Origin of the sequence: Streptomyces sp. BE303 (assembly GCF_036290945.1) — a bacterium.
In the GTDB taxonomy this organism is placed as follows: Bacteria; Actinomycetota; Actinomycetes; order Streptomycetales; family Streptomycetaceae; genus Kitasatospora.
Window position 1 is genome coordinate 102,942 of sequence record NZ_JAQYWZ010000959.1, and the last position, 14,187, is coordinate 117,128.

Consider the following 14,187-nt stretch of genomic DNA (forward strand, 5'->3'; position numbering starts at 1 on the left):
CGTCGTTGTTGCACCCGGGTGGGCGAGCCGCAACCGCCGTCCGGGTGGCACTGGCGCGACACGGTCCGCGCACGCCGGGCGGGCTCGTTCTCCCGGTATGCCTCTACACGTCGGGAAGACCGCCTGGGCCGCGCTCTCCCTGCTGGTCCTCTCCCTCCCGGCGGTGGCCGCCGGAACCGGTCACCACCCGGCGGCGGGACGGGCCGACGCCCCGCCACCGGGCGGCTCCGGCACCTGGGAGGTGGCCGCGAGCGCCGTCAACGTGCGCCGTGACCACTCGGTCAACGAAACCGTCCTGGGGCTGGCCCGGTGCCGCGACCGGGTCGAGATCGTCGACACCTGGATCTCACCGCTCGGCGCCCGCTGGAGCCGGGTGGTGGTCGGCCGCACCGGCCTGACCGGCTGGGTCCTCTGGTCCTTCCTCAGCCGCCCGCACCCGGCGGGGCCGCGCGTCGGCCACTGCCCGACGCCGCCCGCCGCTCCCCCGGGCCCGCGCTGAGCCCGCACGCACCCCGGCCCACGCCCCCCGTGAGGCGATCCCGACCGCCCGGGAGCGGGTCGGCACCGGAGCAAGAGGCGGCGGCGCCTGGCCCGTTGATCGGGTAGCGTCACCGCGCGTGGAGGAGATCCGACCGCTCGCCGGTCCCCCGGCCGCCCCTCCGGGACGGGGTGACTCCGGTCGGGTCCGGGGATCGGCCCGCCGGCCGTCGACGGCCGTCCGGAAGCGGAGGCCGGTGGGCGGGGACCCGTCGGCACGGAAGGAGTCCCCGAGGACGGTCTGCGCGGTGGTCTGGCCGATCGGGCAGAGTTCGGTCACCTGGTTGAACGGCACCGTCCGAGCGGTCCGGCCCCGTGAACCGCGCCGGCCCGCACGAACCCGGAGATGACTGCGCGTCACCACGGCCGGAAGCTCGGGCAATTCGGTGGGCAAACGGCCGTTCGATGCCGGATGATCGACTGGACACCGGCCCGCGGGGCCGGGGCGCGACCGCCGACCGGGCGGTGGCGGTGAGTGACCGACGGACGAAGGGGCTGCATGGAGGCGATCCGGGTGTTCACCCTGGTGGCGGCGACCATCACCACCGGACTGAGCGCCGGGCTGTTCTACGCCTACGCCTGCTCGGTGATGCCCGGGCTGCGCACGACCGACGACCTGACGTTCATCCAGGTGATGCAGCGGATCAACGTGGCGATCCTCAACGGCTGGTTCCTGCTGGGGTTCCTCGGCGCGCTGGTCTTCACGGCGCTCGCGGTGGCGCTGCACCTGCCGGCCGACGGGCACCGGGTGCTCCCGGCCACCCTGGGCGCACTGGTCTGCTACTCGGGATCGCTGGCCGTGACGAGGATCGTCAACATCCCCCTGAACAACGCACTGGCCGCCGCCGGGGACCCGGAGCGAATCGCGGATCCGGTGCGGGTCCGCGGGCGGTTCGAGGCACGGTGGGTGCGGTGGAACACCGCGCGGGCGCTGCTCTGCACGGCGGCGCTGGGGTTCCTCTGCTGGGCCCTGGTCCTGCACTGCCACACCACGGCGAACTGAGACCGCCCCCGCTCCGGGGAGGTCGGTCGGCGCAGGCCCGGCACGCCGGTGGCGCCGTCCCGCACCGGGGACGGCGCCACCGGCGTGTTCGTGTCAGCCGGCCAGCACGACGGTCGTCACCGCCGGCTGCGGCGGGGCGGAGTCCGATCCGGCGGCCGGCGCCACGGCCCCGGCGAGCCGGCGGTGCTCCTGCGGGGTCAGGCCGCGCACCCGCTTGAACGCGGTGCTGAGCGCGAACGCGTCGCTGTAGCCGACCCGGCGGGCCACCCAGGCGATCGTGTGCCCGGGGTCCCGCAGCAGGTCGGCGGCGGTCGCCAGGCGCCGGTTCGCCAGATAGGCCATCGGCGGCTCGCCGACCAGCGAGGTGAACCGGCGGGCCAGCCCGGCGCGGGAGACCCCGACCTCCGCCGCCAGCCCGGCGACCGTCCACGCCCGGGCGGGGTCGTCGTGCAGCAGGCGCAGTGCCGGTCCGACCACCTCGTCGTGCTCGGCCCGCAGCCAGGCGGGCGCGCCGCCGTCCGGGGAGGAGAGCCAGCCGCGCAGCGCGCCGACCACGAGCAGGTCCAGCAGCCGGTCCAGCATCACCTCCTGGCCGGGCTCGGCGCGGGTGACCTCGGCGGCCAGCAGGCGGACCAGGGTGTCCTCGGTGGTGTTCACCCCGGCGGGGCGGACCAGCAGGGTCGGCAGGTGGGCGAGCAGCCGGCGGCCGATCTCGTGCTCCTCCTGGTACGTCCCGGTGAGCAGGACCGAGGGCTGCTCGTCGCCGGGCCGGGTCTCGCCCCAGGTCCGGAGGCCGAGGGCCATCTCGGTGGCGACGCTGACGCCGTCGCGCGAGCAGACCTGGCCGGGGCCGATCACGATCTCGGCCGCCTCCCCCGGGGCCGGCGGGGCGAGCACGGCGCCGGCGGTGGGGACACCGGCGGGGCCGGCGGGGAGGCCGTCGGCGCCGCCGTCGGTGAGGCGGTACGCGTCGGGCCCGCGCAGCAGCGCGAGGTCACCGGGCCGGACCAGCACCGGATCCCCGCCGTCGGGCCGGATCCAGGCCGCGCCCTGCAGCACGGTGATCACCGACAGCGGCGCGCGGTCCTCGATCCGCAGGGACCACGGGGCGCTGAGGACGGAGCGCAGCAGGAACGCGCCACGGGCCTTGGGGCCGTCGAGCAGCCCGGTCAGGGTGTCCATGAGGATCAAGCCTAGACGGAGAGCGCGGGTTGATCACACGTCAGTCCGGTGGACCGGACCGGTCAGCGGGACGCGGGGCGGCGGTGCAGCAGGAGGGCGCGGGAGAGGGCGACGACGGCGGCCGTGCAGAGCAGGGTGCGGCCGATGTTCGCGGTGGTCCAGACGGAGTCGAACGCGGCACGCGCGGCCGTGGTGTCCATGCCCCCGGCGGGGTCCCCGGCCTGCGCCAGCCGGTCGTTGAGCGGGACGTTGACCACCGCGGTGACCACCACGGCGGCGGTGTAGAGCAGGGTCGCGACGGCCGTCCAGAGCGCGGCGGCGGACTGTCCCGAGCGGCGCAGCAGCCAGGTGCCCACGGCCGGCACCACGAGGGCCCCGAGGAAGACCGCGCCGAACACCGGGTTGGTGATCGCGGTGTTGATGTTCTGCATCGCGGTGACGTAGGTGCGGTCGTCGCCGGCGGCGAGGCCGGGCATGACGGCGACGTCGAAGGCGAAGAGGAGGCCGGAGATCAGGCCCATGGCTGCGGTGGCGGCCACCAGCACCGGGCCGGTGGCGCGGGAGGCGCCGGTGGTCGGCACAGCGGTGGCCGCGGCGGCGGCGTTCACACGGGTCGGGGCGGCGGCGGACACGGGGACTCCTCGGGGGTGTGGTGAGGACTACGGGTGGGGGGTGCCATCAGGACTACGGGCGGGAGCGGCGGCGGACCGGCGGGCAGCGGCCCGGGGATCGCGGTGGGATCCCCGGACCGGGCCGGGACCGGGCTGCGGAGGAACCGGGCGGGCCCGGGGCCGGCTCAGGTGTTCCAGACACCCGACGCGGCGGCGGCGCGCGCGTAGTCCGCGAAGTCGCGCGGCGGGCGGCCGAGCGCCCGCTGGACCCCGTCCGCCAGGAAGGCGTTGCGGCCGTCCAGGATCATCGTGAACAGGTCCGCGAACTCGCCGGGCAGGCCGATCCCGGCCAGGACCTCGCGGAACTCGTCCGGGGTGACCGCCCTGTGGCGGATCTCCCGCCCGGACGCTGCGGAGAGTTCGGCGGCGACGTCGGCGAAGGAGAGCAGGCGCGGTCCGGTCAGCTCGTAGACCTGGCCGTGGTGGCCGTCCTCGGTGAGCGCCGCCACCGCCACGTCGGCGATGTCGTCGACGTCGACGAACGGCTCGTCCGCGACCCCGGCCGGCAGCGCCAGTTCGCCGGCCAGGACGGCCTCCAGGAGGAAGCTCTCGGAGAAGTTCTGGTTGAACCAGGCGCACCGGACGACGGACCAGCCGGTGCCGGCCCCGGCGACGGCCTCCTCGGCTGCCTGGGCGGCCTCCTCGCCGCGGCCGGACAGCAGGACCAGTCGCTCGACCCCTGCCTTGGCGGCCCGGCGGGAGAAGGCCCCGACCGTCTCGACCGCGCCGGGGAACGCGAGGTCCGGGTAGTAGGCCAGGTAGGCGGCGGTGACGCCGTCGAGTGCCGCGTCCCAGGTCGACTCGTCGCTCCAGTCGAACGGGACCGGAGCGGTGCGCGAGCCGATCCGCGCGGTGTGGCCGAGGGCCGTCAGGCGGTCGGCGACGCGTCGGCCGGTCTTGCCGGTGCCGCCGGTCACCAGCACCGTGGTGCCGGAGGTGGTGGGGGTGGGGGTGGTGGTCTGCGTGTTCTTGGTGTCTTCGCTCATGGCCATCAGTCAACTCCGCCCGGAAGTGACGGAACATGGCCGCCGGTCTCAGTCGCATGTGCGCGCGTCTACGCCCCTCCCGCACCGTGCGCCCCGCCCGCACCGGCCTCCCGTGCACCGGTGCCCCTGGCTCCTCCGTTCCCCAGGTGCCCCGGGACCGGCGGGCGTCCGGTCCCGGGGCACCTGGGGGCGGTGTCAGCCGGCCGCCGGGCGGGTGGCGGTGACCACGGTGGCGTCGAGGTCGTCGTCGAACGCGAGGGCGGCGGTCAGACCGGCGGCGGTGACCACGTCGAGGGCGGTCGCCGCCTGGCGGTCGCTGGTCTCGAACAGCAGCGTGCCGCCCGGGGCCAGCCAGTGCGGGGCGTCCGCCGCCACCCGGCGCAGCACGTCGAGCCCGTCGGTGCCGCCGTCGAGCGCGGGCCGGGCCTCGTGCAACCGGGCCTCGGCCGGGAGGAGTTCGACGTCGGCGGTGGGCACGTACGGGACGTTGGCGAGCAGGACGTCCACCCGGCCGCGCAGGTCGGTCGGCAGCGCCTCGAAGAGATCGCCCTCGTACACCTCGGCCCCGGCCGCGGCGAGGTTGCGGCGGGCGCAGCGGACGGCCGCCGGATCGAGGTCGGCGGCGTGGAGGGTGACGGGGCGGCCCGCCGAGGCGGCCAGCGCTGCCCCGAGGGCGCCGCTGCCGCAGCAGAGGTCGACCACCAGCGCGTCCTCGCCGGTCAGTGCGGGGGCGGTCAGTGCGACGGCGGTGCGGACCAGGAATTCGCTGCGCCGCCGGGGAACGAACACGCCCGGGTCGACGGCGATCCGCAGACCCGCGAACTCGGCCCAGCCGACGACGTGTTCGAGCGGGCGGCCGGCGGCCCGGTCGCTGACCATCACGGCCAGTTCGGCGGCGGACCCGGCGGCGGCGAGCAGGATGCGCGCCTCGTCCTCGGCGAACACGCAACCGGCGGCCCGGAGTCGGGCGGTCACGGACGAGCGCAGCGAGGCGGAGGAAACAACAGACAAGGAAACCCCTCGGAGAACAGGTGTGAGGACATCCGTCTCGGGGCTACCCGCGCATCCGTCGCCGTACGGCGACCTGCTCCACGTGGTACGGCCTGCGATGGTGCTGCTAGGCGTACGACGCGGAGGCGTCGCGGTCACGGCCGGGGAGCACCCGTTCCGGCACAGCGGTCATGGGTCTCACCTCCCGTTCGAGCGCGTTCTTCTGCGGCGCCCGCCACCCTACCCCATGCGGGGGGCCGACACGGCGGGACCGGATCCGCCGGGAGGACCGGCGGGGCATGCCCGGGAAGGGCACGAACCGTCGTGTGCCGCCCGGGCCGGATCCCCGGGGTGGCGCCGGCCTGTTCCCGCCCCGGTCCGGCACCTGCCGGTGCCTCCCGACGACTCCTGCCGCCTCCCGGTGACTCCCGGCGCCGGGACCGGCCGGCGCTCCGGACCTCCTCGCACGGACCGCACGGAACCGGCCCTCTGGCGGTGGCCGCCCCGGGCTGGTACGCAGAGTCCATGACGATCCCTCGGCAACCCGAAGCCGTCCTGTGCGACGTCGACGGTGTGATCCGCTTCGTCGACCACGGCGCGGTGCGGCGTCTGGAAGAGGAGGCCGGGCTGTCGCCCGGCACCACCGCCGCGATGGCGTTCGCCGACGGCACGGCCCTGCGCCTGGTCCTCGGTGCGCTGACCCGGGACCAGTGGGCCGCCGAGGTCGCCCGCGGGCTGACGGCCGTGCTGCCGGCCGCCCGGGCCCGGGCGCTGGCCGCCGCGCTCACCCGGGCGCCCGCCCGCGTGGACGCGACCGTGGTGGGGCTCCTGCGGAAGGCCCGGACGCGGGTGCCGGTGCTCCTGGTCAGCAACGCGACGCTCTGGCTGGAGGAGGACCTCGCGGCGGCCGGGCTGGGCGACCTCGCCGAAGGCGTCGTCAACAGCGCCCGGGTCGGGGTGGCGAAGCCCGACCCGGAGATCTTCCACGTCGCGGCCCGCCGGGCCGGGGTCGCGCCGGACCGCTGCCTGTTCGTCGACGACGGCCCGGCGAACGTCGCGGCGGCCGGATCGGCATGACGGCGGTGGACTTCCGGGAGCCGGACGATCTGCGGCGAGCCCTCGCACCGCTCCTGGACGAGTGACCGGACCACGCCGCCCACCCCGGACACCCGCCCCGGACGTCGACCGGCGGGTCGGCGGTGTGGAGCGGGCGGCAGGCGGCGGGTGGGCGGCCGGCGGGTCGGGATCAGACGCGTTCCTCGACCTCGACGATCCGGTCGATCCTCCGCTGCAGCGCGTCGGCCTGGGCGCGGGCCTCCCGGGCGGCGGCGTGCTCGCCGAGGAGGTCGAGCGCGACGGCCTTCTGACGGAGGTCCGCCACCTGCTGACGCATCGCCGGGAGATCGTAGGCGACGGCGGCCGAGGACATCCTGGCGGGCGCGCCCTCGGCGGGCGCCTCCTTCTCCGGATGGACGGCGCAGACCGCCCCGCCGGACTGGCCGCCCAGGCCGAGTGCCCCGCCGAGCAGCGTGCCGAGGACCTGTCGGCAGACGGCGGCCTCCTGCGCGTTGTGCGGCCCCTCGGCGGCGGCGGGCCGGGCGACGACCAGTGGCGCGGCCACCAGCGGTGCGGCGAGGAGCAGGGCGGAACAGACCGCGCGGACGGCGGACTCGACGATCTTCATGACGACCCCTTCGGGTAGGCGATGGACGAGCCATTCCCTACCGGACGGGGAGGCCCGGCGGCCGGACGCTGCGCCGTTCGAGGGCGTGTCCGGAGCGTACGCGGGGCCGGGCGAGGGGAAGCAGACGGACGGACGCGGCGCACCGGGCCCCGGGCGGGGCGCCGACGGGGGCACGACCGGGGCACCGAACGGGCCGGACCGGACCGCCCCGGGGGTGGGCGGTCCGGTCCGGGCGGCGGGCGGCGGGTGCCGTGGAGCCGGCCCCCGGAAGCCAGCCCCGGGAGCCGCTCCGGGGGCGGTCAGTCCGACGCGCAGGAGGCACCCGGCGAGGCCAGGACCCGGGCGGCGCACCGGTGACCGCGGGCGGCGGCCTCACGCAGCCCGCCACCGGTGAGCCGGCCGTCGAGGAAGGCCGCCAGGAAGCCCGCCGCGAAGGCGTCGCCGGCCCCGGTGAGGTCGCGGACCTCGCCGACCGGCGGAACGGGCACCGTGAACGGCGCCTCCCCCGGCACGTCGATCGTGGTCGCCTCGGCACCGGACTTGGTGACCACCGTGGTGGCCGCCAGCCGGGCCCGGTCGGGGCCGGGGCGGCCGTCGACCAGCAGTCCGAGGTACGCGGACTCCTCCCGGTTGGCGAACAGCAGGGTGGGCGCGAGATCGGCGGCGAGCGCGAGGAAGCGCTCGCGGCCGAACCGGTCGAGCATCCCGGTCGAGGACGCGTCCAGCGAGCTGGTGCCGCCGGCCGCGCGCACCCGCCGGAGGGCCTCGACCGCCGTGCTCCCGACCGGCTCGCCGTCGAACGAGTAGGCGGGCACGTGCAGGTGCGTCAGACCGTCCAGCCAGGCGTCCGGAACGCCCTCCAGCAGGGTGGCCGCACCTCGGTCGGGAAGCATGGTGCGCTCCCCCGCGTCGTCGATGAGCACCACGATGCTGCCCGTCCTGCCCCGGCGCGCCACCCGCACGTCGACGCCGTGGCCGGTCAGTTCGGCGACCAGCCCGTGCCCGGCCGGGTCGTCGCCGACGCAGCCGAGGAAGCGGGTCGGACACTGGCCGGCGGCGAAGGCCGCGACGTTGGCGGCGCTGCCGCCGCGCCGCCGGAACACCTGGGCGTCGGAGTCGGTGCCGTGTCTCAGCGGGCCGTCCACCCAGACGACGACGTCCTCCACGAGGTCACCGAGGACCCCGAGCACCGGTCAGGCCCCGTTCCGGGCGGCGGCCAGCGCGGTGGCGATCTCGCCGCCCAGCCGGACGTTGCCCCGGTACACCTCGACGTTCACCTCCAGGCTGCGGCCCTGGGTGTCGCGCTGGATGAAGTCGAGCAGGAACGGCGTGGAGGCGTTGCCGGTGACGCCCTGGCGCTCGGCCTCGGCCCAGGCGCGGGTGAGCAGCGCCTCCAGCTCCTGCGGCGGAAGCTGCCTGGCCGGGTCGACCGGGTTGGCGATCAGGACGGCCTGCGGCAGGCCGAGTCCGTCACGGGCGTCGATCACCCGGGCTGCCTCCTCGGGGGTGTCGACCCGGTAGGCGATCTCGTGGCCGGAGTCGGTGACGTAGAAGCCGGGGTACTGGCGCGTGCGGTAGCCGATGACCGGGATGTTGAGGGTCTCGAACCGCTCCAGGGTGGCCCGGATGTCGAGGATCGACTTGACCCCGGCGCTGATCACGGTGACCGGGGTGGCGGCCAGGGTGGTCAGGTCGGCGGACTCGTCGAAGCTCTCGGACGCCCCGAAGTGGACGCCGCCGAGGCCGCCGGTGGAGAAGACCCGGATGCCCGCCCGGTGGGCGAGGAAGGCGGTGGCCGCGACGGTGGTACCGCCGTGCCGGCCGAGCGCGGCGACCACCGGCAGGTCGCGGAGGCTGGCCTTGTCCAGGTCGTCGGTCCCGGAGAGTTCACTGATCTGGTCGGTGGAGAGGCCGACCGTCGGCACGCCCGCGTAGACGCCGATGGTCGCGGGGACGACGCCGGTGGCCCGCAGCCGCTCCTCCGCCTCCAGGGCGACCTCCAGGTTGCGGGGCCGGGGCAGCCCGTGCGTGAAGATGGTCGACTCCAGCGCGACGACGGGGGTCCCGGCGGCGACGGCCTCGGTGACCTCGTCGGAGATACGGATGGGCAGTCCGGTCATGGCAGGGGCTCTCTCTCGGGGGCCGTTGCCACCACGGTGTGGCAGCGGTGTCCTCAGCCTAGGGAGGGGTCACATCGGGATCCAGAATGAGTCCTGGGCCATCTCATAGACTCCCGGCTATGAGTCTCACGCTTCGCCAGCTGGAGGTCTTCCTCTCGGTGGCCGACACGCTGCACTTCGGCCGGGCCGCCGAACGCCTGCACATCTCGCAGCCGACGGTCAGCCAGGAGGTCGCCCGGTTGGAGCGGACCGTCGGCGTCCAGCTGTTCGACCGCAGCCGGCGGGCGGTCCGGCTCACCTCCGCCGGGGAGGTGATGGCCGCCGAGTCCGCCCGCCTCCTCGCCCAGGCCGACACCCTGCTCGCCCGGGTCCGGCTGCACGAGGAGACCCGGACGGGTACGGCCCGGATCGTCGCCTCCCCCACCGTGGTCAACCGGCTGCTGCCCGCCGTGGTCAGCCGGGCCGAGCGCGAGCTGCCCGACCTGCTCCTGGCCGAACTGTCCGTGGACACCGGCCGGGTGTCCCCGACGCTGGCCGCCGAACTGGCCGACATCGGCCTCGGCCGGTTCCTCGACGACGTGCCCGGCTACCGGCGCGAGCGGATCGCCGAGGAGCCGGTGCACATCGCCCTCAGCCGGGACCACCCGCTCGCCGGGCGCGCGTCCGTCCGGCTGGACGAGCTGGGCGACCTGCCGCTGCTGCTCTGGCCCCGCGAGCAGAACCCGCGCTACTACGACCACGTGCTCGCGCTCTGCGCCGAGCGCGGGGTCGAGCCGCCGGTGCTGGTCGGCCCGGCCCGGATCGTCGGCTCCCGGCTCTACCTGCTGGCGCAGAGCCGGGCGTTCTCGCTGTTCCCCGCCTCGATGACCGGCCACCTCACCGAGGACGTGGTCACCGTCCGGCTCACGGACCGGGCCACCCTGCCGCTGGAGCTCCAGTGGCGCCTGGACGACCGCCGGCCCGGACTCGCCGCGCTGCGCGAGCTGATCCGGGAGGAGGCGTCCGCGCTGGAGACCTGCTGAGCCGCGCGGACGCTCCCCCGCCGTCAGAACCTCAGGTACCAGCCCCTGATCGTGCCGGGGAAGTAGCCCCCGATGTCGGTCACCCGCAGCCGCCAGACACCGTTCGCGGTGTGCCCGGAGGCGTCGACCCCGTAGAGGGCGACGAGGTCCGTGGCGATGTCGTAGTTGCCCGCCGCGTGGAGCAGGAAGGCCGCGCCGTCCGGCGCCACCACCTCGACGTTGAGGTCGCTCCGCCACCAGTAGCCGATGTCCACGCCGACGTCGAGATCGCGCGGCGCCTTCCCGGGCACGCCGGTGACGGTGATCGGGGCCTCGACCGTGCCGATCCCGTCGAACTCCACCGGGGCCGGGGCGGCGAACCTCGGACCGCGCGGCCGGTTCGGCACCGTCCCGGTGTAGAGCAGCCGGTCGGGCGAACCCGGACCCAGATCGTAGAGCGAGTCGACGGTGGCCGCGCCGGTCAGCGCCGCGGTGACCTGCGCGGGCGTGGCGGTGCGGTGCGTCGACAGGTACAGCGCGGCGGCGCCGGCCGCGTGCGGGGCGGCCATCGAGGTGCCGGACATGGTGACGCCGATCCCCTCGAAGTCGATCACGTACCACACCGAGGTGACGTCCACGCCTGGTGCGTAGAGGTCCACCAGCGGGCCGTAGTTGGAGAACGACGCCTGCGCGTCGGCCGAGTCGGTCGCCCCGACCGTGATCGCCGCGGGCACCCGGGCGGGCGAGTGCTCGTTCGCGTCGACGGCCTGGTTGCCCGCCGCGACGGTGTAGGTCAGCCCGGCGGCGATCGAGCGGGCGACGGCCGCGTCCAGCACCGGATCCGGGTCGCTGCCCAGGCTCATGTTGACGACGGCCGGACGGGCGGCGTTCCGCGTCACCCAGTCGATGCCCGCCACGACCTGCTCGGTGGTGCCCTCTCCGTTGTCGTCCAGGACGCGCACCGCGACGACCTTCGCCGCCTTGGCGACGCCGAACGTGGTGCTGGCCACCGTCCCCGCGACGTGGGTGCCGTGGCCGTGGCCGTCGTCCGCCACCGCGTCGCCGTCCACCGCGTCGTAGCCGTGGGAGGCGCGGCCCCCGAACTCCTCCGAGGTGATCCGCACCCCGGTGTCGACGACGTAGACCGTCACGCCCGCCCCGGCCGTGTCCGGGTACGTGTAGCGGTCGTCGTACGGGAGCCGCCGCTGGTCGACCCGGTCCAGGCCCCAGGCCTCCGGGGAGGTCTGCTCCCCGTCGACCCGGACCCGGCGGTTCGCCGAGACCAGCGCCACCGACGGGTCGGCGGCCAGCCGGCGTGCCTGCCGCTCGGTCAGGTCCGCGGCGAAACCGTGCAGCGCCGCGTCGTAGGTGCGGCGGACGGTGCCCCCGTACGCCCGGGCCAGGGTGGCCGAGGCGTCCGCCACCTCGCCCGCGCCGGCCGCCGGACGGTCGCCCCCGGGATCCGACTTGAGCATGACGAGGTAGCTCCCGGGCAGGGCGTCCGGCGACCGGGCGCCCTGCACCACCCCCTCCGGCGCCGCCGCCGACGCGGGGAACACCCCTCCGGCACCGATCGCCAGCGCCGCGGCCGTTCCGAGAACCGCGAACACCCTGCGCAGTCGCCCTCCACCGTGCATGCCCGCCCGCCCCTCCGATGTCGAGTCCCCCGGACGACAAGCCTGACTGATCGTCAGATCACGTGCAATCAGCTCGGGTTGCCGTTCGCCGACGACCCAACGCGGCAGGCCGGACCCCGGCTCCCGGAGACTGACAGCACCTCGGGCCGTGCGCTATCTTCCGTACGGAATCGCCCCGTTCGGGGCAGGGCCGCCGACCTGTGGGGGCAGGCACCATGGAGAGCGCGTCGCGGAGCGCACCCGAATCCGGCAGAACCCCGGGGGCCCGGCCACCGGGACCCCCGCCCACCCCGTTCCCACGAGGCCCGTTCGCCGGGCTCGACCACACCGACCTGCGGGAACTCGGCCGCCTGGGCACCCGGCGGATCTACTCCCCGGGTGAGGCCCTGATGATCGAGGGCGAGCCGGGCGACCGGGTCGCCCTCCTCCTGACCGGTTGCGTCAAGGTCGTGGCCGCCACCGAGGACGGCAGCGAGGCCCTGCTCGCCGTCCGCCTCCCCGGCGAACTGCTCGGCGAGATGGCGGTGCTGGACGGCGATCCGCGTTCGGCCACGGTGCTCGCCGTCCGCACCAGTACCGCCCGCGAGATCGCGGGCCCGGCCTTCCTCGCCTTCCTGGCCGACCGGCCCGCGGCCGCCCTCGCCGTCCAGCGATCGCTCAGCCACAAGCTCCGCGCCGCCACCCGCTACCGGGTCGACGCCGGCTGCGGGACCGTCCTGGTCCGCCTCGCCCGCACCCTCACCACACTGCTCCGCTCCTACGGCACCCCGACCGAGGACGGCCTGCGGATCGACATACCGCTCAGCCACGCCGACCTCGCCGCCCTGTCCCAGCTCTCCCCCGCCAGTGTGGAACGCTCCCTGCGCACCCTGCGCAACCAGGGCGCCGTCCGCACCAGCTACCGCCAACTCGTGGTCAAGGACCGGACGCTGCTCTCGAAGGCGGCCGGCCTCCCGCTCCCCCCGCACGGAGGTGACGGACGATGAGCGCGAAAGGAACCCCGGCCCGGCAGCGCCGCATCTGCCTGGTGGTCGACATCGAGGCCTACAGCGGCCGGCTGTACCCGGTGCAGGGGGACATCCAGGACCGCCTCCACCGGGCACTGGACCACGCGTTCGTCCGGGCCCGGGTCGAACGCGGACGGTGCGAGGCGCAGGACCGGGGCGACGGCCAGTTGCTCCTGCTGCCCCCCGGAACGAACGAGGCGGTCGCGCTGCCGGGCCTGGTCCTCGGCCTGCGGGACGCGGTGCACACGCTCAACCGCTCCCCCGGCACCACCGGACGGCTGCGGATCAGGGTGGCGCTCGCCCAGGGCGGGGTGCAACGGGCCGCGCTCGGCTTCACGGCCCGCTCGGTCGAGACGGCCTGCCGGCTGCTGGACTGCGCGCAGGCCCGGGCCGCGCTGAAGGACACCCCGGAGGCCGACCTGGTCCTGGTCGTCACGGACGACCTGTACACCGACGTCTTCGAGGCGGGCGTGGGCGGGCTGGCCGCCGGGGAGTTCACCCGGACCACGGTGAGGATCAAGGACAAGCGCTTCGAGGCACACGCCTGGCTGGCCACGCCCCGGCGGGGCGAACTCGTCGCCCTGCCCCCTCCGCGGACACCCGGGACCCGGCGCCGCGCGGCGACCTCGGCGGTGCTCCAGGGCGCCCTCGACCTCCTCGCTGGCGCCGGACTCGGCGTCACCCCCTCGGTCCACCACGGCGGGGACGGCGGTCCGGGTCACGGACACGGCGGCGGGCAGGAGGCCGGCGGCAACGCGAGCCCGTCCGCACACCACGACGGCGACGACCCGTGGGAGGCTCCGGGCCACCACGGCGACACCGGCGGCCACGGCGCCGGGCACGACGGAGGACACGGAGGACACGGACACGGAGGCGCACACCCGAACGGGGACGGACACGGCCCGCACGGACCGGTGGACAACGCCGTCCACCACGACGACCCGTGGCACCCGAACGGCACCGGGGCGACGTGCGGGGGCTCGGACCCGCACGATCCGTGGGAGGCGTCGCACCCCCGGCACCAGGACTCCCACGAGTCCGGCGCGTACGGCGGCGAGGGCCGTCACCCCTACCACGGCGACGCCGTGGACCCGTCCCGCACGGGCGACCCGCACGACCCGTACGACGGTCGTGCCCCGCACGACCCGTTCGACCCGCACGACGTGCACGACCCGTTCGACGTGCACGAGGGACACGGCGTGCACGACACGACCCACGGCCACGACGTCCCGGAGCCGCACCACGAGCACGGCGGGTACGACGCATACGACGGCTACGAAGGGCACGACCCACCGGACGTCCACTTCGGCCAGGACGCCCACGGGGACGGCTGGCACGGACCGCACCGCTGAGGGCCCGCACCGGCCCT

The 14,187-nt window shown here is 75.6% G+C and carries 14 protein-coding genes; 6 read left to right on the forward strand and 8 right to left on the reverse strand.

Features of this window, described 5'->3' with window-relative positions; all coding sequences use genetic code 11:
- Positions 1-97 precede the first annotated feature (97 nt).
- On the forward strand, positions 98-499 hold the full coding sequence (locus PUR56_RS41080) for an SH3 domain-containing protein (RefSeq protein WP_329952724.1): 402 nt from the start codon (positions 98-100) through the stop codon (positions 497-499).
- A gap of 513 nt (positions 500-1,012) precedes the next feature.
- Complete coding sequence (locus PUR56_RS41085; RefSeq protein ID WP_329952725.1) at positions 1,013-1,540, forward strand: anthrone oxygenase family protein; 528 nt, start codon at positions 1,013-1,015, stop codon at positions 1,538-1,540.
- Positions 1,541-1,633: 93 nt separating this feature from the next.
- Here PUR56_RS41085 and PUR56_RS41090 read toward each other — a convergent pair whose 3' ends face one another.
- The 4 genes from PUR56_RS41090 to PUR56_RS41105 form a co-directional block, all read right to left on the reverse strand.
- Positions 1,634-2,722 carry an AraC family transcriptional regulator gene (locus PUR56_RS41090; protein WP_329952726.1) on the reverse strand — a complete coding sequence of 363 codons (1,089 nt, stop codon included), beginning with the start codon at positions 2,720-2,722 and terminating at the stop codon, positions 1,634-1,636.
- Between the two features lie 62 nt (positions 2,723-2,784).
- On the reverse strand, positions 2,785-3,354 hold the full coding sequence (locus PUR56_RS41095) for an anthrone oxygenase family protein (RefSeq protein WP_329952727.1): 570 nt from the start codon (positions 3,352-3,354) through the stop codon (positions 2,785-2,787).
- Positions 3,355-3,518: 164 nt separating this feature from the next.
- On the reverse strand, positions 3,519-4,379 hold the full coding sequence (locus PUR56_RS41100) for an NmrA family transcriptional regulator (protein WP_329952728.1): 861 nt from the start codon (positions 4,377-4,379) through the stop codon (positions 3,519-3,521).
- Positions 4,380-4,574: 195 nt separating this feature from the next.
- Complete coding sequence (locus tag PUR56_RS41105) at positions 4,575-5,390, reverse strand: putative protein N(5)-glutamine methyltransferase (RefSeq protein WP_329881015.1); 816 nt, start codon at positions 5,388-5,390, stop codon at positions 4,575-4,577.
- A gap of 504 nt (positions 5,391-5,894) precedes the next feature.
- Here PUR56_RS41105 and PUR56_RS41110 point away from each other — a divergent pair.
- Entirely contained in the window at positions 5,895-6,446 is a 552-nt protein-coding gene (locus PUR56_RS41110) for an HAD-IA family hydrolase (RefSeq protein ID WP_329952729.1), read from the forward strand.
- Between the two features lie 169 nt (positions 6,447-6,615).
- Here the strand turns inward: PUR56_RS41110 and PUR56_RS41115 are convergent, their stop codons facing one another.
- The 3 genes from PUR56_RS41115 to PUR56_RS41125 all read right to left on the reverse strand — a co-directional run bounded on the left by PUR56_RS41115 (position 6,616) and on the right by PUR56_RS41125 (position 9,173).
- Positions 6,616-7,053, reverse strand: coding sequence for a hypothetical protein (locus tag PUR56_RS41115; RefSeq protein ID WP_329952730.1), 438 nt, complete (start codon positions 7,051-7,053; stop codon positions 6,616-6,618).
- Between the two features lie 299 nt (positions 7,054-7,352).
- Positions 7,353-8,243: a carbohydrate kinase family protein gene (locus tag PUR56_RS41120; RefSeq protein WP_329881020.1), complete on the reverse strand. Its 891-nt coding sequence runs from the start codon at positions 8,241-8,243 to the stop codon at positions 7,353-7,355.
- Between the two features lie 3 nt (positions 8,244-8,246).
- Entirely contained in the window at positions 8,247-9,173 is a 927-nt protein-coding gene (locus PUR56_RS41125; RefSeq protein ID WP_329952731.1) for a pseudouridine-5'-phosphate glycosidase, read from the reverse strand.
- Between the two features lie 119 nt (positions 9,174-9,292).
- Between PUR56_RS41125 and PUR56_RS41130 the strand changes: the two genes are divergently transcribed.
- Positions 9,293-10,195 carry a LysR substrate-binding domain-containing protein gene (locus PUR56_RS41130; protein ID WP_329952732.1) on the forward strand — a complete coding sequence of 301 codons (903 nt, stop codon included), beginning with the start codon at positions 9,293-9,295 and terminating at the stop codon, positions 10,193-10,195.
- 23 nt (positions 10,196-10,218) lie between these two features.
- Here PUR56_RS41130 and PUR56_RS41135 read toward each other — a convergent pair whose 3' ends face one another.
- The gene (locus tag PUR56_RS41135) at positions 10,219-11,811 is read right to left on the reverse strand and encodes a S8 family peptidase (protein ID WP_329952733.1); all 1,593 of its coding nucleotides are present in this window, start codon (positions 11,809-11,811) and stop codon (positions 10,219-10,221) included.
- 215 nt (positions 11,812-12,026) lie between these two features.
- Here PUR56_RS41135 and PUR56_RS41140 point away from each other — a divergent pair, with 215 nt between their 5' ends.
- Positions 12,027-12,797: a Crp/Fnr family transcriptional regulator gene (locus PUR56_RS41140; protein ID WP_329952734.1), complete on the forward strand. Its 771-nt coding sequence runs from the start codon at positions 12,027-12,029 to the stop codon at positions 12,795-12,797.
- Positions 12,794-14,170, forward strand: a complete 1,377-nt coding sequence (locus tag PUR56_RS41145; protein ID WP_329952735.1) for a hypothetical protein — start codon at positions 12,794-12,796, stop codon at positions 14,168-14,170. Before PUR56_RS41140 ends, PUR56_RS41145 begins: the two co-directional genes overlap by 4 nt.
- The last annotated feature ends 17 nt before the right edge of the window (positions 14,171-14,187 follow it).

What these genes read in the sequence shown, in the direction of transcription:
- PUR56_RS41080 (WP_329952724.1), top strand. Translation starts at nt 98, where the DNA reads ATGCCTCTACACGTCGGGAAGACCGCCTGGGCCGCGCTCTCCCTGCTG.
- PUR56_RS41090 (WP_329952726.1), bottom strand. Translation starts at nt 2,722, where the DNA reads ATGGACACCCTGACCGGGCTGCTCGACGGCCCCAAGGCCCGTGGCGCG.
- PUR56_RS41100 (WP_329952728.1), bottom strand. Translation starts at nt 4,379, where the DNA reads ATGAGCGAAGACACCAAGAACACGCAGACCACCACCCCCACCCCCACC.
- PUR56_RS41110 (WP_329952729.1), top strand. Translation starts at nt 5,895, where the DNA reads ATGACGATCCCTCGGCAACCCGAAGCCGTCCTGTGCGACGTCGACGGT.
- PUR56_RS41115 (WP_329952730.1), bottom strand. Translation starts at nt 7,053, where the DNA reads ATGAAGATCGTCGAGTCCGCCGTCCGCGCGGTCTGTTCCGCCCTGCTC.
- PUR56_RS41125 (WP_329952731.1), bottom strand. Translation starts at nt 9,173, where the DNA reads ATGACCGGACTGCCCATCCGTATCTCCGACGAGGTCACCGAGGCCGTC.
- PUR56_RS41130 (WP_329952732.1), top strand. Translation starts at nt 9,293, where the DNA reads ATGAGTCTCACGCTTCGCCAGCTGGAGGTCTTCCTCTCGGTGGCCGAC.
- PUR56_RS41135 (WP_329952733.1), bottom strand. Translation starts at nt 11,811, where the DNA reads ATGCACGGTGGAGGGCGACTGCGCAGGGTGTTCGCGGTTCTCGGAACG.
- PUR56_RS41140 (WP_329952734.1), top strand. Translation starts at nt 12,027, where the DNA reads ATGGAGAGCGCGTCGCGGAGCGCACCCGAATCCGGCAGAACCCCGGGG.
- PUR56_RS41145 (WP_329952735.1), top strand. Translation starts at nt 12,794, where the DNA reads ATGAGCGCGAAAGGAACCCCGGCCCGGCAGCGCCGCATCTGCCTGGTG.